The following is a 20,162-nucleotide window of genomic DNA, read 5'->3' as shown; positions in this document are numbered from 1 at the left end:
TTAGCTTTTTGCAGCCTTAATTTCGGCAGCCAGTTCCAGAGCGCGTGTGTAAACAGTGCGCTTTGGCAAGCCCGCTGCCGTTGCCGCCAGTGCTGCGGCATCTTTAACAGAATGTGTTTCCAGCAGGCTGCGCAGGGTGGTGTCCAGATCATCTTCAGATGTCTGTTCCGGCTCGGCTGGGCCAAGCAATACGGTTATTTCTCCGCGCGGCGGGGTGGTGGCGTAAAAAGTAGCCAGCTCACCTACGGTATCACGCCGTACTTCTTCAAACTTCTTGGTCAATTCCCGCGCTACGGCACAGGGGCGTGTGGGGCCAAAAATTTCCGCCATATCGGCCAGAGTTTCAGCCAGCCTGTGCGGGGCTTCGTGCCAGATCAGGGTGGCGCTCAGGCCAGCACGTTCGGCCGCATGCAGCTTGGCAAAACTTTCCTTGCGGGCTGATGAGCGCGGGGGCGGAAAGCCAATAAACATGAACGGATGCGGCGGCAGGCCAGAAAGCACAAGCGCTGTAAGTGCTGCGTTAGGGCCGGGCACGACCGTAACCGGCACGTTGGCTTCTATGGCTGCCCGCACAAGGCGAAAGCCGGGGTCGGACAACAGAGGCATCCCTGCATCAGAAACCAGCGCAATATTGGCCCCATCCTGCAAGCGGGCAATCAGGCCGGGAATACGCTGGCGCTCATTGTGTTCATGCAGGGCTTCTGTGCGGGCAGAAATACTGCGTTCTGTCAGCAGCCGGGCTGTGGTGCGCGTATCTTCGCACAGAATCAGATCCGCACTTGCAAGAGCTTGAGCACCACGTGGGCTGAAGTCCCCCAGATTGCCAATGGGTGTGGCAACCAGCGTAAGGCCGGGGGAAGAAGGCGCATGACTTGGCGGCTTTCCTTCGCTATGCAGGGGGAAAGTCCGGTCGCGGTGTTCATCAGGCCGGTTGTTTGTGGAGGACGATCTTGATGATGACGCGTGCATGTTCGCTCCTGTCTGGACTTGCCAGCCAAGGTCTGGCGGGAAAACAGACATGGCGCAAGGCCGGTCTGGCTGCGTTGGGCATAACAGGCATGGCTTTGGCTGGCTGTGCAGACCAATCTCCCTCTGCTGGCGGTGGGGTTTCCAAGCCTGTTGCCAGCCATAAAATTGGGGTTTTGTTGCCTCTGAGCGGCCCAAATGCCGGGTTGGGGCATGAATTGCTGGCAGGCGCACAGCTTGCAGTCGGCACCACGGCCTCGACAGCTTCCACAGGTCTGCAGTTGGATGTGCATGACACAGCCGCAGCCGGTGGCGCATCTGGTGCAGCAACCGCCGCAGTAAGTGCTGGAGATGGCCTGCTGCTTGGCCCGCTCACCAGTGGTGATACCGCAGTGGCAGCACCGGCTGCACAATCTGCCGGTATTCCGGTGCTGGCTTTTACCAGTGATATTTCTCAGGCCCGTTCTGGTGTGTGGATTATGGGTATCACGCCGGAAGATCAGGTGCAGCGGCTGGTAGAACAGGCGCGGCAGGATGGGCGGCGCAAGTTTGCAGCTCTTCTGCCTAACAACCCGCTGGGTCACGCTTTGGGTAATGGGTTGCAGTCTGCTTGCCATGATCAAGGCCTGCCAGCGCCCACCATTGTGTATCACTCCGGTACGGCGGCCAGCATTTCGCAGAGCCTGCGTGATATTTCCAATTACGATACGCGCCTGCAGGCTGCTAAAGGCAGCAGCAGTGAGCCTGCTCCTTACACGCCAGAAGCTACCTCGGCAGATGCAGATGCTGCTAAAACGGCAGACAAACTGCCTTCTAATCTGGCGGCAGCATTGGGCACGGATGGCAATTCTGCTGCGCCAACAGATGCCCCCAAGGCAGAAACTCCCAAGCTGGAGGCGCCACCTTTTGATGCGCTGCTGCTGGGTGATACTGGCCTGAACCTGAAAAACGTGATTGTGGCGCTGAATGAAACCCAGATCAGCCTGCCATCCGTGCGGATTATGGGGCCGGGCCTGTGGGCCGCGTTTGCCACCAAGTTGGGTGCCATTAAAGGTGCATGGTATGCTGCGCCAGATCCTTCATCCCGCCAAGCTTTTGTAACGCGCTTTATGGCGGTTAATCACCATATGCCCAAGCCCTTGGCAGATTTGTCTTACGATGCTGCCAATGTGGCCAAAACCGTGGCGCAGAGTGGTGTTGCTGGCTATCCGGCAAGTGCACTTACACGGCCAGATGGGTTTTCTGGCGTAAATGGCCCGTTCACGCTGTTGCCCGATGGGCGCGTGCGCCGCGCCTTGGGTGTGTTTGAAGTGATTGGGGGCGGTAGCCCTGCCAAAATGCAGAGCGCTCCAGCAAAGGCCAGTGCAATATCTGGCTGATCTGAGTGTATTTGTAATAAATGCTTAAAAGGGCTGCCTGATGTATTTTCAGGCAGCCCTTTTTATTTACAGTGCATAAAAGAAATTATTTTTTGTGCTGTGCCAGAATGGTTAAAACCTCGGCAACGCGTTCTATCACATCATCCCACTTTCGCGGGGTGGTTTGACGGATAATCTGCAAGGTCGGGTACCACGGACTATCTGTGCGCCCACTGAGCCAGCGCCAGCAGTTATCGTACCGATCCATCAGCAAAACCGGTTTGCCCAAACCACCAGCCAGATGCACCACAGATGTATCTACCGTAACCACAACATCAAGAGACATGATGAAGGCCGCGGTGTCATCCATATTATGGAAGTGGTGTGTGGGATCATACAACACCATGTTGGGTGGTGGATCATTCATCTGCTCGGCATAGGGGCCTTTTTGCAAGCTGATGAGATTGATGCCCTCTATATCCCCTAGAGGCGAGAGGGTGTGCAGGTTTAAAGAACGTCTGCGATCAACGATATGGGCGGAAATGGTATTGGGCCGTGGTGCACCGCCCCATACTAACCCGACATTCAGATTATCATTTTCAGGCAGGAATTGTGCCAGTTCGCGCACCTTTAGGGTATCTGCACGCAAATAGGGCACAGGGGCCCCCATGGCATCTGATGTGGCAGCAAAAACGCGGGGCAGGCTGATAAACGGGCAGTGCCAATCAAAGGGTGGCGTGGTGCCGCCAACCTGCACAATATGTGCGCCAACAACCCGGTTACAGAGTTCTCCCAGTGTTTCAGGCACCCACAAATGCGGAATAGCCCCCCGATCTGAAAGTGGCTTGATGTAACGCAGATACATTAAAGTATCGCCAAGCCCTTCTTCCTGCGTAATCAGAATGCGCTTGCCCCGAATATCCGTATTTGGCCCAAGCGAAGGCATAAGAGTGTTTGGCGGCAGGCTGGTATGGCCGGGCAGGCGTAAGCGCCATTCATGTTCTGCCCAACCCTGTGCATAACGCCCGGCTTTAAGCAGCGTAATGGAGTGGTTCAGCCGGATTTGTGGTTCTGTAGGGCGGAGGGAAATGGCGCGGCGGTAATAATCCAGCGCTTCATCCAACCGCCCTTTGCCTGCCAGCATACATCCGATGTTGGAAAGTGTGCCGGCATGATCTGGCTGCGTTTTGAGAACATCTTGCAGATGAGCCAAGGCTTCATCAAAACAGCCTTTTTCAAGCAGTGCCATGGCCAGTAGGTTGTGGGAGTGCATGCTGTTAGGCCGTAGCTCAATGGCATGGCGTAACAGGCTGATGGCTTCATCAAGCTGCCCGCACTGCACCAGTAGGTTGCCCAGAATATCATAGATACGGGCATCCTGTGGCGTGCATTCAAGGGCGGCGCGGCATGTGGCTTCCGCCAGAGGGCGTTTGTCCAGTTCTGCTATAAGATCACTCAGTGCCTGTAGCGGATGTTCTGTGCCAGCATGACGGGAGGCAATATCACACAGAATTTCTGCAGCTTTTTGCGGCTGATCTGTGCCCGCAAGGCAATATGCATACAAGGTTTTAGCCAGATCATTGTCGCTTGCGCTCAATGGCTCCAGAACGGCAAGCATTTCATTGAAATGGCCCGCAGCAATTTCTGCACGCGCGCGCCGGAACGTCAGTTGATCGGGCAGGGGAGAGGCAGAAGCAGCAGGAGTGTTCATGATGGCATTAGGTATCGTTCAAAACAGAAGAATGAATAACACGAGCGAGATAATGTGTAGGCAATAAAAAACCCGACACGATAGTGTATCATGCCGGGCGATGAACCTGAATAAATAAAGTAACGGAATGTAAAAGGTTCAGGCAGCTTTCATAACTGCAGTCAGGGATTCCAGAACTTCAGTTGGGTCTTTATTTTCCAAAACGGCCACCTCGGCCACAAAACGTTCCTGCGCAGCTTCAAACAGTTTGCGTTCGCTAAAGCTGCCATCCAAGCTATCAACATTGCGGCGCAGATCACGCAGCACTTCGGCAATCTGAACCAGATCACCCGAGTTGATTTTTTCCTGATACGCAACGGCGCGGCGGGCCCACATGCCTTTGCTGACATGCGGCTTGCCCTTGATAATGGCCATGGCCTTATCCACAATCTCGCGCGAGACAATTTTGCGCAGGCCAGCCTTACGGGCCTTGCTGAGCGGGATGCGCAGTGTCATCTGGTTGCCGGGGAAGGAAATCTGGATGACTTCCAGCTTCGTTCCGGCAATTTCATCAACCCCTATCCGGTCTACCCGCCCCACGCCATGGGCGGCATAGACAATGGCATCGCCTTCCTCAAAAGGATCTTCATCCTTTACTTTTGTTTTTGCCTGGGCTGCCGTAGCAGCTGCAGCGGTGCGTGCCATGGCGTCTGTCACGCCGCCTTTAGGAGGTGCTCTGAACGTGTTCATAGCGATAGCTTATAGCATAAAACCGCAGCGTTGTCTTGTAAAAGAGAAAACTGCGGTTCTGCTATTCAGTATTGTACGCCGTTTACAGCACTAAGGGGCGGTGCTGTTGGGTCTCCGGTTGGTTGGGTAACGTCAATTTCAATATTGCGTGCCATTGTTGCCATAGGCAGCGCGTGCGGTGTGCCAGAAAAAGGTTCCTGCAGATCGTTCGCACTTTTGTCCAGCACCAAAAACAGGCACCCCACCAGAGATGAGCCCAGCGGTGTAATCCATTCCAGCGTCTGCACCATGGAAAGAGGCAGTACGATGCAAAAGATGTTCACCAATGTGCGTGGCAAAGCCGAAAACTGCATGGGCAAAGGTGTGTTGCGAATACGCTCCAGCCCGCCTTGGGCGTTGGCGATATCGGACAAAATGCGGTCTATCTGCCCATGTACTGCGCCATCAATGCCCTTTTTGTTCACTTCCTCCGTCACACCCAGCCCAATCTGATACAAAATGGCGTTGGGCTTGTTCCGGTAATTAACAATGGCATCCTGCATATAAGGTGGCAGCAGGCGTTGAATATCGGCCGAAGCATCTTCTTTCCCCAAAGCCATGCGCAGGGCATGGGGGTAGGCGGCAATGGCGTACATCAGATCATGCCGGTCTCCCAGCAATGTTCCGGCCTGTCGGCCAAAGGAGCGGCAGTTGTTGGTAATGGCACCCCACAATGTGCGGGCTTCCCACCAGCGTGCATAGGCGCTGTTGCTGCGGAACCCCATAAACAATGCCAGTGCAGACCCAATAAGAGAAACCGGCAGGCTGGGCTGTTCCATCCATTCCTGATGGAACACCTGAAAAAGCACAACTACAATTAAATCCCACCCTGCCATTAGCAGGATAACACCTAGAATTTCTTTCCCGATAATGCGTAGCCCGACCCTTTGGTCAACAATCATTCACAAATCTCCGCGTGTCAGAAAAGCGTTCTTGCCTGAACCTATATCAACATGGCACGAAAAAGGGAGTTTCTTAACAATACATATATTTATTTCATATTTTTCAGCACGATTGCGGATTTTTGAAGGATCAGGAGGGGAGAAATGGCAACACAACCAACCGGCTTGAAACTGCGTGAAGAGCATCTGTGCCATGGTGGCAAGATACAGTTTTACGAGCACTTTTCTCATACTCTGGGGCTTTCTGCCCGGTTTGGTGTGTTCCTGCCACCAACAGCCTGTGCCGGGCAAAAGGTGCCTGTTGTGTATGCGCTGGCCGGCCTTACCTGCACGGAAGAAACATTCCTTATCAAATCCACGGCATTGGCGGAGGCCGCACGGTTGGGGCTGGCATTGGTGGCGCCAGATACATCGCCACGCGGCGCAGGTGTGCCGGAAGAAGATAAGGATTGGGATTTAGGCACAGGTGCCGGTTTTTATCTGGATGCCACGCAGCAGCCTTGGTGCAAACACTACCGCATGGGCAGTTATATCGCGCAAGAACTGCCAGAAATTGTGGAGCAGACCTTGCCGTTGGATAGCGCACGGCGTGGCATTATGGGCCATTCCATGGGCGGGCATGGGGCGCTGATACATGGCTTGCGTGCGCCAACATTCTGGAAATCCATATCTGCTTTTGCGCCTATTGTGCATCCGGTCGCAGTACCGTGGGGGCAAAAGGCATTTACCGCGTATCTGGGGCCAGATCAGGCTACTTGGCGCGCGTATGATGCGGTGTGCTTGTTAGAAGATGGTTACAAACACCCCAACACCATTCTGGTTGATCAGGGTGAGGCTGACCAGTTTTTGCAACGCGAGCTTCAGCCATGGCACTTGCAACACGCAGCGGAGCAGGCTGGGCAAAAGCTGAACCTACGCCAGCACGCGGGGTATGATCATTCCTACTGGTTTGTGCAAAGCTTTGTGGCCGACCATTTGCGCCACCATGCGGCGAACCTAAAGGCAGGCTGAACTTTTTTAGGAGTGCAGGGCGCGGCTGAGGCTGGGAGAGGTCAATCCCCCGAGCGCGCCCAGCCATTTAAGATACTCCAAAGCCAGAAGCCGCAAAGAGGAACGGTGCAAAGGATGTTCCATGGCGGGTGGTAACACCGGATAAGGATATAGGGTTACATCCGGCAATGTGCGGCTGAGTTCCAGCAAGGCACGGCGCATGTGGTAACTGGCCGTTACAACGATAAGCGATGTTATGTGGTTATCTGCAACCCAAACGGCTGTTTCTGTCGCGTTGCCAATGGTGGAGCGAGCCTGATAGCCAAGGGTAATGCGCTCCGCCAAAGCCGGAGGGGCGGTGGGCGGTAAAATCTCACCCAATGTGGTTTGGGTATCCACCCCCGAAATCAGCAGTTTTTCACCTTGATTGCGTGCGAGCAGATTAAGTGATGTGTCAATGCGGCCTGCGCCACCTGTAAGGGCAACAATGCCATCTGCATGGGGCAAGTAGCCCGGTGGGCGCAGGGCATCGTTTACAAACCAGCCAAACCCGCCGGTAAAGGCAAGGCAGGCCAATAAGATCAGCCGGAATGAAAGCCGAATGAAAAGCATGATCGGGCCAGAAGGACGCGGCCCGGATGGCTTGCGCTGAGGGATTATGGGAGCCGCCGCAGCCATAGGCGCACCATGCTCTGTGTTGTAATCCAGCAAATAAAGGCAGCAACAAATGGCAGTGCTGCAAAGGCAACCAGCATATCTGTTGGAATAATGTTTTGCAGGGTTTGCCAATCGGGCAGCAACAGCGTGTCAGACTGGAGCGAGATATTGGCAAAAGGCGCTGCCATTCTGAACAGCACCAGCAAAGGCACCATGGCCAGAACAGTGCCAGCCAAGCTGCCGCCTAGCCCCAGCATGGCCGTGCGCCATGCAAAACGGCCTGCAATATAGCCATCGGATGCCCCCAGCCCGTGCAGAATTTCAATAATATCGCGCCGGGTTGAAAGGCCCGCACGTGTGGCAAGGCCGGTTACAAGTGTGGCAATGCCGCCAACGGTCAGCAAAGCCAAACCTGCGCAGGCCAAAAGGCTGTTGGCCAGTGCTTTCAGGCGTTCTCCCCAGCTTGCATTATGCTCCACAATGGTGCCGGGCACATGCGCGGTAAGGGTTTGTTCCAGATCGTTGGGCACCTGCGCGTTATCTGGCAAACGAATGCGGATAATGGCTGGCAGGGGGAGGGCGGAGTTATCGGCCTCACCCAGCCATGGCTCCAAGAGCCGTGCCAGTTCCTCTTTATCCAAACGGTGCATCACCGAGCCGGGAGGCAGGGTGTTGAGGTCTGCCAAAACAGCTTCCGCACGGGTGGGGCCTGTGGGCTCTTTTTTGCTGGCAGGGGTAAGGGGCTGATCAGGGTCTGGCACCTGCACGGTTACAAGCTGGGCTGCACCTCCGGCCCAGCGGGCAGAAAGTGCGCGCGCACCTGTTGCCCCGGCAAGCGTTAAGGCAGCCAGAAAGCTCATCATGGCCACAAGCGTAAACAGGCTGCGGTCGGGCAGCGCTTCAGAAACAGAAAGACCGTCCTTACGGCCAGAAAAGGGCATCATCATACCGTTGCCCCTTCATCCTGCACTAGTCGGCCACGCTCCAGATACAGGGCCGGGCGTTCCAACCTGCGGATCAGGGCCTCATTATGTGTTGCCACAACCATGGTGGTGCCCATGTCGCTCAGTTCGGCAAACATATCCAGCAGCCGGTGGGCTTGGCTTTCTTCCAGCGCGTTGGTGGGTTCATCCGCCAAAATCAGGCCGGGGCGGTGGATAATGGCGCGCGCAATGGCTGTACGCTGCTGCTCCCCACCAGAAAGGCTGGCCGCGGGGGCATTCAGGCGCTCACCCAAACCGACCCATTTTAGAATGGCGTGAATTTCATCCTGAATTTCATCTTCAGGGCGTTTTTGCAGGCGCAAAGGCAGGGCCACGTTATCCGCCACACTCAGGCCGGGAATAAGTTTGTAATCCTGATGCACCATGCCGATTCTCTGCCGCAGGCGCACAAAATGTGCACGCTTTTCTGCCTTGGAAACAGGCTTGCCCAAAAGCAGCATGCGCCCTTCTGTGGGGAGTGTTTCAAGGTGCAGCAGGCTTAACAGGCTGCTTTTGCCAGCGCCCGATGGGCCAAGAAGCCAGCGGAACCCCCCTTGCGGAATAGAGAAGGAAAGATCGGACAATACCTGCGTATTCTGCTTTTTGCCCCGCCGCCATGAAACGTTTTCCAGACGGATCATGCTGGAACCATAAGGAACGGAAGTGGCATAAAGCGGAACAATTGTTGCATATATGTAGTGTAACCGAGAGGCAGGGGGAGTGTCGATTGAAAGACACAACATACTGCCTAATAAACGGCATGTTCCATCTTTTTGGCGCGATGTCTGGCGCGAACGGGTGTTACCTGTGCTAAGGGAGATGCCAAATCTGTTCTTCCGTTCGATGCCTTAGCCTCGCATCTGCGTGCAGCAGGCGCAGGGAGGAAGGCAGCCTTGTATCAAGAGAGTGTTCATGAAGATCGTCTGTCCTTCCTGCGGTGTGGCCTATCAGGTTCCAGAGGCTCTTCTTGCCAAAAGGCAAATGCTCAAATGCTCTGCCTGTGGCGTTAAATGGCGGGTTCAGCTCCCGCAGCCGCAGCCAGAACCCGTTGCGGAGCCTGTGCCGCATGAACACGCTCAACCGCAATCTGCTCCACCAGAAGCAACAGCACCACACAGCGCGCCGGAAGAAAAAGTAGCCCCCGCTCCGGAACCTTCGGAAGCTCCTCCTGCTGATGAACCGGATTCGGAGCACCCGCCTGTAACGGAACCTCCGGCGCCGCAAGAGCCTGCTCCAGAACACGTTGCCGAGGAAACACCAAAAGAACCAGCGCCGGTTGAACCCCAAGCACCAGAAGCCCCCGTTCAGCCGCAGGCAGAGCCTCAGCCTGTTCCAGAAGAACCATCACCGGAACCAGAACCGGAAGTTCCCAGCGCGCCTGTGGTTGAACCGGAACCTGTCGTCGAGCCGGAACACACACCTGCGCCAGAGCCAGAAGAACCAGTTGCACCGCAGCCCGTGCCGGAAGTGCCGCAACCAACAACAGTGCGACAGGTGCATGTTACGCAAACACCTCCGCCATATGTGCCGCCGCATGTTGAACCAACGCTGCCATCGGCTACAAAATCTGCCGCGCCATCTGGCCCCATAACTGCACCAGAGCCGCCGCAGCCAAAAGAAACTGCTGCGCAAACGGGCCAACGCTCTGAGCCTTTGCGCAGGGCCTCACCCCCGGCAGAACCTTCTGCACCACAAGTGGGGGCTGCAAGTACGCCTCGGCCTATGGGGCTACCCAAAGTGCGGCCGGAAGTGGCGCAAGCCTATGCTCAAAGTGCAGCGGCGCACGTTGCCCAACCCAAAGCGCCATCTGCGCGCAAGCTTGATGTGCGCGGGCTGATTTTAACGGAAAAATTCTGGAAAATAGCCTGGATTATCAGCGTAGTGCTGGCTGTTATCGGCTTTGTGGCTATCTGGCATTGGTGGAATGCCATTGTGCACGCATGGCCTGCGGCGGCGCGTCTGCATCGGGCCGGTTAAGGCCTGATATAAAAAGACGCGCCTAACGTGTACGCACGGCAGTGCGCAGCTTTTACATGCTGCGCCCGGCCAGTGTTGCCAGTGTGGCACCTGCGGCTGCCAAGGCCATAAGCATAATACCATCCCAGATCAGGCCGCTTGCTGTAAGATCATGCCCGGCAATGGCAAGATGATGCGGAATAGCGGAAGCCACATTGGCAATGGCATCACGCGCTTGCGGGTCTGCCGATGCAGCAGATTTGGAAAGAGCGCCAACCAGCGCGGGCAGCGCGGCCCATGCCACACCTGCAATCAGCAGCAATGGGGCAAACAGCTCGGCAATCTGTTGCACAAAATAGAACGCAAAATAACAGACAGACCAAATGGCTGTGCGCACAAGGGCAAAGCCAGAAGCGCCAGATCGGTAAGCAGCAGAAGACTGGGAAGAAAGAGGCATGCGCGGGTCCATAGGTATTGGTTCCTTGCCGGCAGTAAATGGGCCGAGTGGTTGTGTTGTATCCAACCCACAGAGCGCGCAGGCGGACTATTCTTGCCCTATATATACAGGCACAGGGTAAAGCATGCCAATGGATAGCCATATGACGGATGCAAGACATGTTTTCATATGGGTAACGCATTCGCGATGAGGGTGTGAGGGCAGAGTTTTGTTATGGTGCATTTTTTACACTGACCTCTCGGAAGGGCACGTCAGCGGATTTTATGCCGGTGGCCGGTAAAATTATGGATTTTCTTTCCTGCTCCATCCTGTTTGTCGGGGTGGACGCGGCTTGGCAGGTGCATCTTGAAACCTTGCTGCAGGCGCGTGGGTTGCGTGTAAAAAGCGTGGCAGATGGTCGTTCTGCCTTTGCCGGGTTTGATGAAGATCTGCCTGATCTTCTGGTTGTGCCCGCACGGTTGCCAGATATGCCCGCAACCCAGCTTTGCCAGCGTTTGCGGTTAAATGCGGCCACGCGCGGTATCCCGGTTGTTGTGCTGTTGCCAGAGGCCAACAGCAGGCAGGAAGCCGAAATTCTGGAACGTGGGGCAGATTGTTGCTTCAGCATGGCGGATAATCCGCTTTTGCTGGTTTTCCGTATCTGCGCGCTACTGCGTGAATATGATGAAGACCTGGCCGGGCGCGAGGGTGTGGTGTTTCGTCAGCCGCGCATCGTGATCATGACAGCACCGGGCGGTGTATTATGGGCGTGGTCTGATAGGCAGAAACCCGCAGATTTTGAACCGATCAGAGGCGGCCAGCCTTATCTGGTGGAACTTCTGCAACAGAATGGGGAAGATGCCCTGCTGGTGGAAGACCCGGAAAAACTGGATCTTTCCGGTATTGCCAGTAGCCGCGCCTGCCCGGATTGTGTGGTGGTGGATCTGGCTTGCCCTGCGTTTGATGGTTTGGCGCTTGCGCGCACCATAGCGGCTTTTCGCAGGCGTAGCCGCCAGTGCACCCGCATTATGGGCATGGTGGAACACGGCGGTCTTTCTGGTGAACAGGTGGCACGCGCATTTCATGCCGGAATAGATGATCTGCTGGATGCCGACACACCTGTAGTTTTGCTGGTAAGCCGTATTGGCAGCCTTGTGCGGCGCAAGACATTGCAGGACGAAGCCCGGCGCGAGGAAGCACATATAGAAAGTGCCCGCGCACGTATGGCGCTGGCCGATGCTCTGCGGCGCGTGAATGCAGATCTGGCAGCTGCTAATCGTAAATTGATAGAGGCGCAGGCCAAACTGGTGCAGTCCGCCAAAATGGCATCATTAGGGGAACTGGCTGCCGGAATCGCGCACGAATTCAACAATCCACTGGCGTTTGTTCTGGCGCATGAAAACACGGTTAAGCGCAGCATGGTCAAGGCGCTGCATGCCGTTAGATCGCAAGATCTGGTTACAGCGGAAACCGCATTGCAAAAGGGGAGTGAGCGTCTTTCAGCCTCCCTTATCGGTCTTTCACGCATGCGGGATCTGGTGGCCAGTCTGCGCCGTTTTTCCCGGCTGGAAGAAGGTGAGTTCCGCCGTCTGGATGTGCCCGAAGCCATAGGCATGGTGCTTACACTGCTTGCCCCCAAGCTGGGGCAGGATATTGAAGTTACCTGCAAGTTGGAGGCCCCGCCGGAACTGGTGTGTCAGGCAGCGCTGGTCAATCAGGTGGTCATGAATATCGTAAGCAATGCCGCAGATGCCATTTTGGACAAACGGCGCGAGACGATTCAAAGCGCCGAACCCACGATTTCTCACGCAGATCGTATCCTTATCACCTCGTTTTTGGAGCAAGCTGAAAGCGGTAAAGGTGAAGAATACGTGATCCAGATAAGCGATACCGGGCCGGGCGTGCCCAAAGAGCTGCAGGAACGTGTTTTTGAACCGTTTTTTACCACAAAACCTGTAGGGTCTGGTACGGGGCTTGGGCTGGCCACCGCATATGGTGTTGTGCAGGCCCACGGCGGCAATGTTGTTGTAACCAATGCAAGCACGTTGGGGGGCGCCTGTTTCACCCTCCGCGTGCCATACAGAGCAGGAGAGGAGAGGCGCGGTGATAACGTTGCCTGACCTGAAACAGCGTCCCATCGTGCTTGTGGTGGATGACGAACCGGAGATTCTGGTTGCGCTGACAGACCTGCTAGAAGGTGCCTACCATGTTCTTTCTGCTTCATCAGGAGAACAGGGTTTGGCGTTGCTGCGTGAAAACCCGGATGTAGCGGTTATTATCTCGGACCAGCGTATGCCCGGCATGACGGGTGATGTCTTTTTGGCGCAGGCGCGGGATATTTCCGGCGCAGGGGCCATTTTGCTAACGGGATATGCCGATATCTCCGCCGTAGAAGCCGCGCTGAACCGGGGGCAGATTTCCTTTTTTGCGTACAAACCGTGGGATGATGAAACACTTCTTTCCATGGTGGGGCAGGCTGCCGCGCGCTATTTTTTGGAAAAAGAACTGGAGTGCGAACAGCTTTTGCTACGCGGGCTATTGGAAAACCTGCCATTTGGGCTGGCGTTCAAAGATCAGGATGGCTGCTTTATCCGCCTGAACCAGCAGATGGCGCGGGAGTTTGGCCGCAGCGTTGCTGAATGCCTGGGCCAGAAAGAAGAGGACCTGGTAAACGGCCCACGGCAGGAAAGTCTGGAAGAAGCGCGGCAGGCGCTGGAAACATCCGGGCGGGATCAGCAGGTCTTGCAACTGCCGGGGCCTGATGGACAAAACCGCTGGCATGATCTGACCCGCGTGCGGCTTGATAGCCTGCGTAATGCTCCTGTGCGTTCGGGCTTGTTGTCTGATTATTCCATCCTGATTGATCGGGACGTAACAGATCTGCTGGGGCTGGAGCAGCGTTTGCGGCAGGCCCAGAAAATGCAGGCCATTGGCACATTGGCTGGCGGCATTGCGCATGATTTTAACAATCTGCTCACCGCTATTCAGGGCTCTTTGGAGCTGGTGCAGGATCTGGAACCCCCGCGAGAGCCGGGCGTGGCACGGCTATATCAAAACGCCATGGAAGCGGCCCGCCGAGGGGGCACCCTTACGCGCAAACTGCTAGACTTCAGCCGCCCGCGCCACTTGGTGTGCCAGAGGGTGGAAGTGCAGGAGGTGATGCAAAACCTTCAGGGCTTCATGAAGCAGGGCAAGGTGCCAGAAGATATCCGTGATGCACTGGATTCCGCCTCGGTAGAAGGTAGTGGGCGCTTCAGCAGCGTGCAGTTTGTACTGCCCGAAGAACCTCTGCCACCTGTATGGACAGACCCCGTGCAACTTGAACTGGCGGTGTTCAGCCTGTGCATTAATGCCATAGACGCACAGCCGGAGGGCGGCAGCACTAGTGTTTCTGTGCGGCAGGTTGCGCGGTTGTTAGGCCGCCATGTGGGCAAGGATCATGCCGGGGCATGGGTGGTTGTGCAGGTTTCGGACAGAGGCGTGGGCATGACGGAAGAAATGCGTGCCCGCATTTTTGATCCGTTCTTTACCACCAAGGATATGGGGCAGGGCACAGGGCTGGGCCTGTCCATGATTTACGGCTTTATCAGCCATTGCGGCGGCGAAGTGCGTGTGGAAAGCACACCGGGGGGTGGCACCTCCGTAGAATTGTGGTTCCCGGCCATGGATGCGCAGCTTTCAGCATCCATTCCACCCGCGGCAGGTGTTTCTGGCAATGCCACCGCCAATATGCGCACGCTGGCAGCCACGCCGCAGGGCCGCGCTATTCTGGTTGTGGATGATGAACCGGGCGTGCGCGCAGTAACGGCAGGTTTTCTGAGCCGTGCAGGATATGAGGTGTTGGAATCGGCTAGTGGCGCAGAGGCCGTGGAAACCGTGCGCAACAGGCCGGATATCGCCCTTGTGGTGATGGATGTGATGATGCCCGGCATGAACGGGGGCGAAGCCGCACAACGTATCCATGCCGAACGGGCAGAGCTGCCCGTGCTGTTTGTAACAGGCTACGCAGATCTGGGTATTTTGCCCCAAGGCGTGGCCGTGCTGCACAAACCTTACACGCGTGATGCGCTTTTAGGAGATGTAAAGGCCATGCTGGCTGCATAGGCCAACCCCTTGTTCTGGGCGGAATAAGGCTTATCTGAGGAAGATCATGCATACTTTTCACACAGCTTCCTCATCTCATGATCCCGTCGGCTGGCACGGGACAACCATTCTCTGCGTGCGGCGCGGGGCCGAAGTTGCCATGGCGGGCGATGGTCAGGTCACGCTGGGCAGCACGGTTGTTAAGGGCAATGCCCGTAAGGTGCGCCGCATAGGCCCGCAGGATAATATTCTGGCGGGCTTTGCGGGCGCCACGGCAGATGCCTTTACCCTGCTTGAGCGGCTGGAAGCCAAGCTGGAACGTTACCCCAACCAGCTTGAGCGCGCCTGTGTGGAACTGGCAAAGGATTGGCGGACAGACCGTTACCTGCGCCGGTTGGAGGCCATGATGGCCGTGGCAGATGCCGAACATTCCTTTACCCTTACAGGTAATGGTGATGTGCTGGAGCCAGAAGATGGCATTATCGCTATTGGGTCAGGCGGCAATTATGCTCTTTCCGCTGCCCGTGCGCTGCTGACGGTTGATGGGCTTGGGGCAGAGGAAATTGTGCGGCGGTCCATGAAGATTGCTGGTGATATCTGCGTTTACACCAATCATTCTGTCCGGGTGGAAACGCTCAAGGCAGCCTCAGATCAGGAGAGCCGGTAATGGATGCTCCTAACTTTTCTCCGCGTGAAATTGTAAGCGAACTGGACCGGTTTATTGTCGGTCAGCAGGATGCCAAGCGGGCCGTGGCCATTGCCATGCGCAACCGCTGGCGGCGTGCGCAGCTTTCTGAAGGTATGCGTGAGGAGGTTGTGCCCAAAAACATCCTCATGATCGGCCCTACCGGCTGCGGTAAAACGGAAATTGCCCGTAGGCTGGCAAAACTTGCGCAAGCCCCTTTTCTGAAGGTGGAAGCCACCAAGTTTACCGAAGTGGGGTACGTGGGCCGTGATGTAGACAGCATTGTGCGCGATCTGGTGGAAGTCTCCATCACCATGCTGAAAACATCGCGCCGCAAGGATGTTGAAGAAAAAGCCCAACAGGCAGCTGAAGAACGCATTGTGGATGCGCTGGCGGGGGAAGGATCTTCTGCTGATACAAAAAGCAAATTCCGCAGCATGCTGCGCAGCGGCCAGCTTGAAGATAAAGAAATTGATATTGCCGTAACCGAGCAGGCCCCTGCCGGAAGCAGTGATATGCCCGGAGCCGTGCCGGGGCAGGCCATTAATGTAGGCGATATGATGAAAGCCTTCATGAACCGTGGCCCCAAGCAGAAAAAGCTCAAGGTTTCTGTGGCACGCGAATATCTGAAGCGTGAAGAAGCAGACCGTCTGCTGGATGGTGAGGCCCTTACGCGGGAAGCCGTGGCCAATGCGCAGGAAAACGGCATTGTCTTTTTAGATGAGATAGACAAGGTATGTGCCCGTGCATCAGAAAGCGGGGCAAAGGGTGGTGATGTCTCCCGCGAAGGCGTGCAGCGTGACCTTCTGCCGCTGATTGAAGGCACAACCGTTTCCACCAAACATGGCCCGGTGAATACAGACCATATTCTGTTTATTGCCTCTGGCGCGTTCCATTTGGCCAAGCCGTCTGACCTGTTGCCAGAACTTCAGGGGCGTTTGCCTATTCGGGTGGAATTGCAGCCGCTCAGCCGTGAAGACTTGCGCCGTATTTTAACAGACCCGGAGCATTCTTTGCTCAAGCAGTACATCGCGCTGATGGGCACAGAAGGCGTAACCCTGAACTTTACGGATGATGCCATAGATGCGCTGGCTGAACTGGCAGCAGATATTAACGACCGCGTAGAAAATATTGGGGCGCGGCGTCTTGCCACAGTGCTGGAAAGATTGTTGGAAGATGTCTCTTTCACGGCATCGGACCGTAAGGGCGAAACCGTGGAAGTAAATGCTGCAATGGTGCAGGAAAAAGTCGCGCCACTGGCGCGCAAGGGAGATCTGAGCAGGTTTATTCTGTAATGGAAGCACCATTTGTAACGCCGCAGGAAGATACGGCAGAAGAAGCTATTGAAGCCATCCGTGATGAGCTGGAAATCTTTGATGATTGGATGGAACGGTATCAGTACATCATAGAAATGGGGCGCAAGCTGCCCCCATTCCCCAAAGAATGGTGTGATGATGCCCACCGCGTGCCTGGCTGCCAAAGCCAGGTATGGCTGGAAGAAAAGGAAGAGGGCGGCAAACTGTATTTTGCAGGCTTGTCTGACGCCGCCATAGTGTGCGGGCTGGTGGCCCTGTTATTGCGCGTATATTCCGGCCGATCCAAGGAAGAAATTCAGGCAACAGACCCCAAGTTCCTGCGTGATCTGGGGCTTGTGCAGGCTCTTTCCACCAACCGAGGCAACGGGGTGGAAGCTATGGCGCGGGCTATTCGTTCCGTTGCAGCTTCTGCTGTGGCCTGAATTGAATGTGAATTGCGCCGCCTTTATGTAGGTGGTGCAATTTCAAATAAAAAACCGGCGTGCTGGAAAAATCCAGCCGCCGGTTTTTTTATGCCTGCTTTACAGAAAAGCGGGTGCCTGAAAAATCAGGCGTTCCCTTTTTCTTTCAGCGCTTTCAAGATGTCAGCCGGGCGTACGGGCAGATGCCGCATACGCACACCAACAGCATTGAAAATGGCGTTGCCAATAGCGGGTGCAATGGTGGTTACACCCGGTTCACCAAGCCCCATGGGTTTTTCTGTGCTGGGCAGGAATTCAATATCCATATCCGGCACATCTGTAATACGCAGGGGCGTATAGGTGTTCAGGTTGCGGTCACGCACGTTGCCGTTTTCAATTTCCGTACCTTCAAACAGCGCCATGCTCAGGCCCCACAGCGCACCGCCTTCGGTCTGGGCCAAGGCGCCGTCTGGGTCGATAATCGTGCCAGCATCCAGCACCAGCCAGATTTTCTGGCAGGTGACAACGCCTGTTTCGCGGTCAACATGCACCTGTGCGGCGCCTGCTGTCCATGTTGGCATGTTGCGTTCCTGCCCGAAGGTGGTGGCAATGCCAATGGCTGTATCTTTAGGCAGGCTAACCTTGCCGTAACCGCACTTTTCTACCAGCTTTTTAAGCACATTGGCCTGACGGGATGCCCCACCAACAGAGTTGGGAGCACTGCCCGCATTACGGCCCTTGCACGTGAGCAGCCCAAGACGGAAATCAACCGGGTCTTTCCCATAATCATGGGCCAGTTCATCCAAAAAGCTTTCATGCGCCCAAGGTGTCCAGCCGGAGCTGACCGAACGCAGCCAACCGGGGCGGAAGGTGGCATCGGCCAGATCATTATCCAGTGCGCGCACCAGAATGGGGCCGACATCGTACCAGTGGTCAGCGCCTGCAATGGCGAACTGATCGTATGGTTTGCCGTCTTCACCTTTTTCCATAAAGGCAGCAGCCATCACGCCTGTTGGCCAGCCGGCAGAGGCATGATGTTCCCACCCGTTGATGGAACCATCCTTGTTCACACCAGCGCGTACTGTCTGGATGGACGGTGAGCGGATGGAATCAAACAGCACGTCATCAGACCGGGTAAACACCAGTTTAACAGGCTTGCCACCCAGTGCCTTGGAAATGAGCGCGGCGGGAACTGCGTAATCTCCGTTCAGGCGGCGGCCAAAACCACCACCCAGCAGGTAGCTGCGCATCACTACATCGGATTCAGGAACCTGAAGCGCCTTGGCAATAACGGGCAGGAACAGGGTCTGCCACTGGTTACCGCAATGCACTTCCCACTTGCCTTCATGCAGGCGGGCAAGAGCGTTCATGGGTTCCAGCTGATAATGCAGCACGGATGAGCACGTATAGGTGCGTTCCACCACCTTATCGGCTTTGCCCAGAGCTTCATCCACTCCGGCATCATTAAAGATGCGCGAACCGCCGGTTTTTTCGGCAATCTGCTTGCGGCCGTGCTCAATAATGTCCTGTTCGGTCACGTTGGCGGTTTTACCCGGTGTCCACGTTACTTTCAGGGCATCTGTTGCACGGATGGCCGCAGGGTAGGAGGAAGCCAGAACCGCAACCCAGCCCGGCACTGTGTTGGAAGGATCATCCAGCACAATGTAGCGGATATAGCCCTTCACCTTTTTGGCTTCCGTATCATCAACAGAAACCACTTTGGAGCCATACCGCGTGGGCGGCATTTTGGGGCGAGCATACACCATGCCTTCCAACTTGGCATCAATGCCATAAATGGCCGTGCCATCTGTTTTGGAAGGAATATCCAGCGCTTTAACTTCACGCCCGATCAGCCGGTGTTCGGATGAAGGTTTGAGCGGCAGCTTGGCCATTTCATCTGGCGTAAAGGTGCGGGTGGGGTGCGCACGGCTTACAATTTCGCCGTAGGAAATAGAGCGCTTGCCCGCAATAACCTGCCCATTACGTGCAATACAGGCAGAAGGCGCCACACCCAGCAGGCGCGCACCTTCTTCCACCATTACGGTGCGGGCTGCTGCACCAGCTTGGCGGAACTGATCCCACGTCAGCCAGACAGACCAAGAACCACCTGTAATCATCAGGCCCCATTTGGGGTCTGTATCCACGTAGGTGATCTTAACCTTGTTCCAGTCCGCTTCCATTTCATCGGCAATAATCCGGGCAAGGGCGGTACCAACATGCTGGCCCATTTCTGCACGAATAACGTTTACGTTCACCCAGCCATCCGGCGCAATGGAGCACCAGATTGTGGGTTCAAACACACCACCGGCGGGCAGATTACCTGCGGCCTGCGGGTAAACCTGCGCAGCGTTACCCTGCCGCGCAAAGCCGAACATAAAGGCCGAGCCCATGGCCGTAAGCAGAAAACCGCGGCGCGTGGGCCCACGGCCTGCTGCCCGATCCTGCCGGGCTGCAATGCGTTCCAGCTTACCCATGAGATGCCTCCTCCTTCTGCATGGCGGCGGCTGCTTTCTTGATTGCCTTGCGGATGCGCACATACGTCATGCAGCGGCACAGGCTGCCGCCCATTACGCCATCAATCTGCTCATCCGTTGGGTCGGGATAATCTTTCAGAAGGCTGACAGCCTGCATGATCTGGCCGGACTGACAGTACCCACACTGCGGAACCTGAATATCCTTCCAGGCTTCCTGCACAGGGTGTTTGCCTTCTGGGTGCAGGCCTTCAATGGTGGTTACATCAGCGCCTTCAATGGAGCTGATGGGCGTAATGCAGGAGCGGGTGGCACGCCCACCCACCAGCACGGTGCATGCACCGCACTGGCCTACGCCACAACCAAACTTTGTGCCTGTCTGGTCCAGATCATCACGCAGGGCCCACAACAGGGGGGTATCTTCTGGCACATCGACGGAAACGTCACGGCCATTGAGTTTGAACTTTATCATCTCTTGC

General features: G+C 55.9%; 18 protein-coding genes. 8 read left to right on the top strand and 10 right to left on the bottom strand.

Going from position 1 to position 20,162, the window contains the following annotated elements:
- Entirely contained in the window at nucleotides 1-969 is a 969-nt protein-coding gene (gene rsmI, locus ABNV41_RS06310) for a 16S rRNA (cytidine(1402)-2'-O)-methyltransferase (protein WP_050819609.1), read from the bottom strand.
- Between rsmI and ABNV41_RS06305 the strand changes: the two genes are divergently transcribed.
- A complete protein-coding gene (locus ABNV41_RS06305) occupies nucleotides 957-2,345 on the top strand; it encodes a penicillin-binding protein activator (protein WP_050819610.1) in 1,389 nt (462 codons plus the stop codon). The genes rsmI and ABNV41_RS06305 overlap by 13 nt on opposite strands.
- An 85-nt stretch (nucleotides 2,346-2,430) precedes the next feature.
- Here the strand turns inward: ABNV41_RS06305 and ABNV41_RS06300 are convergent, their stop codons facing one another.
- The 3 genes from ABNV41_RS06300 to ABNV41_RS06290 form a co-directional block, all read right to left on the bottom strand.
- Nucleotides 2,431-4,035, bottom strand: a complete 1,605-nt coding sequence (locus ABNV41_RS06300) for a tetratricopeptide repeat protein (RefSeq protein WP_050819611.1) — start codon at nucleotides 4,033-4,035, stop codon at nucleotides 2,431-2,433.
- A gap of 138 nt (nucleotides 4,036-4,173) precedes the next feature.
- The gene (locus ABNV41_RS06295) at nucleotides 4,174-4,764 is read right to left on the bottom strand and encodes a CarD family transcriptional regulator (RefSeq protein WP_003622862.1); all 591 of its coding nucleotides are present in this window, start codon (nucleotides 4,762-4,764) and stop codon (nucleotides 4,174-4,176) included.
- A gap of 65 nt (nucleotides 4,765-4,829) precedes the next feature.
- Entirely contained in the window at nucleotides 4,830-5,705 is an 876-nt protein-coding gene (locus ABNV41_RS06290; RefSeq protein WP_050819612.1) for a bestrophin family protein, read from the bottom strand.
- Between the two features lie 144 nt (nucleotides 5,706-5,849).
- Here ABNV41_RS06290 and fghA point away from each other — a divergent pair, with 144 nt between their 5' ends.
- The gene (gene fghA / locus ABNV41_RS06285; protein WP_050819613.1) at nucleotides 5,850-6,716 is read left to right on the top strand and encodes an S-formylglutathione hydrolase; all 867 of its coding nucleotides are present in this window, start codon (nucleotides 5,850-5,852) and stop codon (nucleotides 6,714-6,716) included.
- Nucleotides 6,717-6,722: 6 nt separating this feature from the next.
- Here the strand turns inward: fghA and ABNV41_RS06280 are convergent, their stop codons facing one another.
- From ABNV41_RS06280 to ABNV41_RS06270, 3 genes are read right to left on the bottom strand one after another with little or no spacing between them, the layout of a single operon-like run.
- On the bottom strand, nucleotides 6,723-7,307 hold the full coding sequence (locus ABNV41_RS06280; RefSeq protein WP_050820378.1) for a YdcF family protein: 585 nt from the start codon (nucleotides 7,305-7,307) through the stop codon (nucleotides 6,723-6,725).
- Between the two features lie 44 nt (nucleotides 7,308-7,351).
- Nucleotides 7,352-8,299: an ABC transporter permease gene (locus tag ABNV41_RS06275; protein ID WP_050819614.1), complete on the bottom strand. Its 948-nt coding sequence runs from the start codon at nucleotides 8,297-8,299 to the stop codon at nucleotides 7,352-7,354.
- Nucleotides 8,296-9,078: a cell division ATP-binding protein FtsE gene (locus ABNV41_RS06270; RefSeq protein WP_080986778.1), complete on the bottom strand. Its 783-nt coding sequence runs from the start codon at nucleotides 9,076-9,078 to the stop codon at nucleotides 8,296-8,298. Before ABNV41_RS06270 ends, ABNV41_RS06275 begins: the two co-directional genes overlap by 4 nt.
- Nucleotides 9,079-9,199: 121 nt before the next feature.
- On the opposite strand from ABNV41_RS06270, the gene ABNV41_RS06265 reads away from it, so the two are divergent.
- Nucleotides 9,200-10,312, top strand: a complete 1,113-nt coding sequence (locus ABNV41_RS06265; protein ID WP_050819615.1) for a zinc-ribbon domain-containing protein — start codon at nucleotides 9,200-9,202, stop codon at nucleotides 10,310-10,312.
- A 52-nt stretch (nucleotides 10,313-10,364) separates the two neighbouring features.
- Here ABNV41_RS06265 and ABNV41_RS06260 read toward each other — a convergent pair whose 3' ends face one another.
- Nucleotides 10,365-10,760, bottom strand: coding sequence for a hypothetical protein (locus tag ABNV41_RS06260; protein WP_050819616.1), 396 nt, complete (start codon nucleotides 10,758-10,760; stop codon nucleotides 10,365-10,367).
- A 251-nt stretch (nucleotides 10,761-11,011) separates the two neighbouring features.
- Between ABNV41_RS06260 and ABNV41_RS06255 the strand changes: the two genes are divergently transcribed.
- Genes ABNV41_RS06255 through ABNV41_RS06235 form a run of 5 tightly spaced genes read left to right on the top strand, consistent with a single transcriptional unit; the run spans nucleotide 11,012 to nucleotide 17,233 of the window.
- Complete coding sequence (locus ABNV41_RS06255; RefSeq protein ID WP_050819617.1) at nucleotides 11,012-12,847, top strand: ATP-binding protein; 1,836 nt, start codon at nucleotides 11,012-11,014, stop codon at nucleotides 12,845-12,847.
- Nucleotides 12,831-14,831, top strand: a complete 2,001-nt coding sequence (locus ABNV41_RS06250) for a response regulator (RefSeq protein ID WP_050819618.1) — start codon at nucleotides 12,831-12,833, stop codon at nucleotides 14,829-14,831. The genes ABNV41_RS06255 and ABNV41_RS06250 overlap by 17 nt, the downstream gene beginning before the upstream one ends.
- A gap of 46 nt (nucleotides 14,832-14,877) precedes the next feature.
- Nucleotides 14,878-15,477, top strand: a complete 600-nt coding sequence (gene hslV / locus ABNV41_RS06245; protein WP_012812804.1) for an ATP-dependent protease subunit HslV — start codon at nucleotides 14,878-14,880, stop codon at nucleotides 15,475-15,477.
- Complete coding sequence (gene hslU, locus ABNV41_RS06240; RefSeq protein ID WP_050819619.1) at nucleotides 15,477-16,790, top strand: ATP-dependent protease ATPase subunit HslU; 1,314 nt, start codon at nucleotides 15,477-15,479, stop codon at nucleotides 16,788-16,790. The genes hslV and hslU overlap by 1 nt, the downstream gene beginning before the upstream one ends.
- The gene (locus ABNV41_RS06235) at nucleotides 16,790-17,233 is read left to right on the top strand and encodes a SufE family protein (protein WP_050819620.1); all 444 of its coding nucleotides are present in this window, start codon (nucleotides 16,790-16,792) and stop codon (nucleotides 17,231-17,233) included. Before hslU ends, ABNV41_RS06235 begins: the two co-directional genes overlap by 1 nt.
- Before the next feature lie 125 nt (nucleotides 17,234-17,358).
- Here ABNV41_RS06235 and ABNV41_RS06230 read toward each other — a convergent pair whose 3' ends face one another.
- On the bottom strand, nucleotides 17,359-19,686 hold the full coding sequence (locus tag ABNV41_RS06230) for a xanthine dehydrogenase family protein molybdopterin-binding subunit (RefSeq protein WP_050819621.1): 2,328 nt from the start codon (nucleotides 19,684-19,686) through the stop codon (nucleotides 17,359-17,361).
- Complete coding sequence (locus tag ABNV41_RS06225) at nucleotides 19,679-20,155, bottom strand: (2Fe-2S)-binding protein (protein WP_003622889.1); 477 nt, start codon at nucleotides 20,153-20,155, stop codon at nucleotides 19,679-19,681. The genes ABNV41_RS06230 and ABNV41_RS06225 overlap by 8 nt, the downstream gene beginning before the upstream one ends.
- Nucleotides 20,156-20,162 lie beyond the last annotated feature (7 nt).

This window comes from Acetobacter sp. A11-2, assembly GCF_040208445.1.
Taxonomy (GTDB): domain Bacteria; phylum Pseudomonadota; class Alphaproteobacteria; order Acetobacterales; family Acetobacteraceae; genus Acetobacter; species Acetobacter oryzoeni.
Note: the sequence above shows the minus strand (reverse complement) of the source record. Positions and strands in the feature narration are given on the sequence as shown.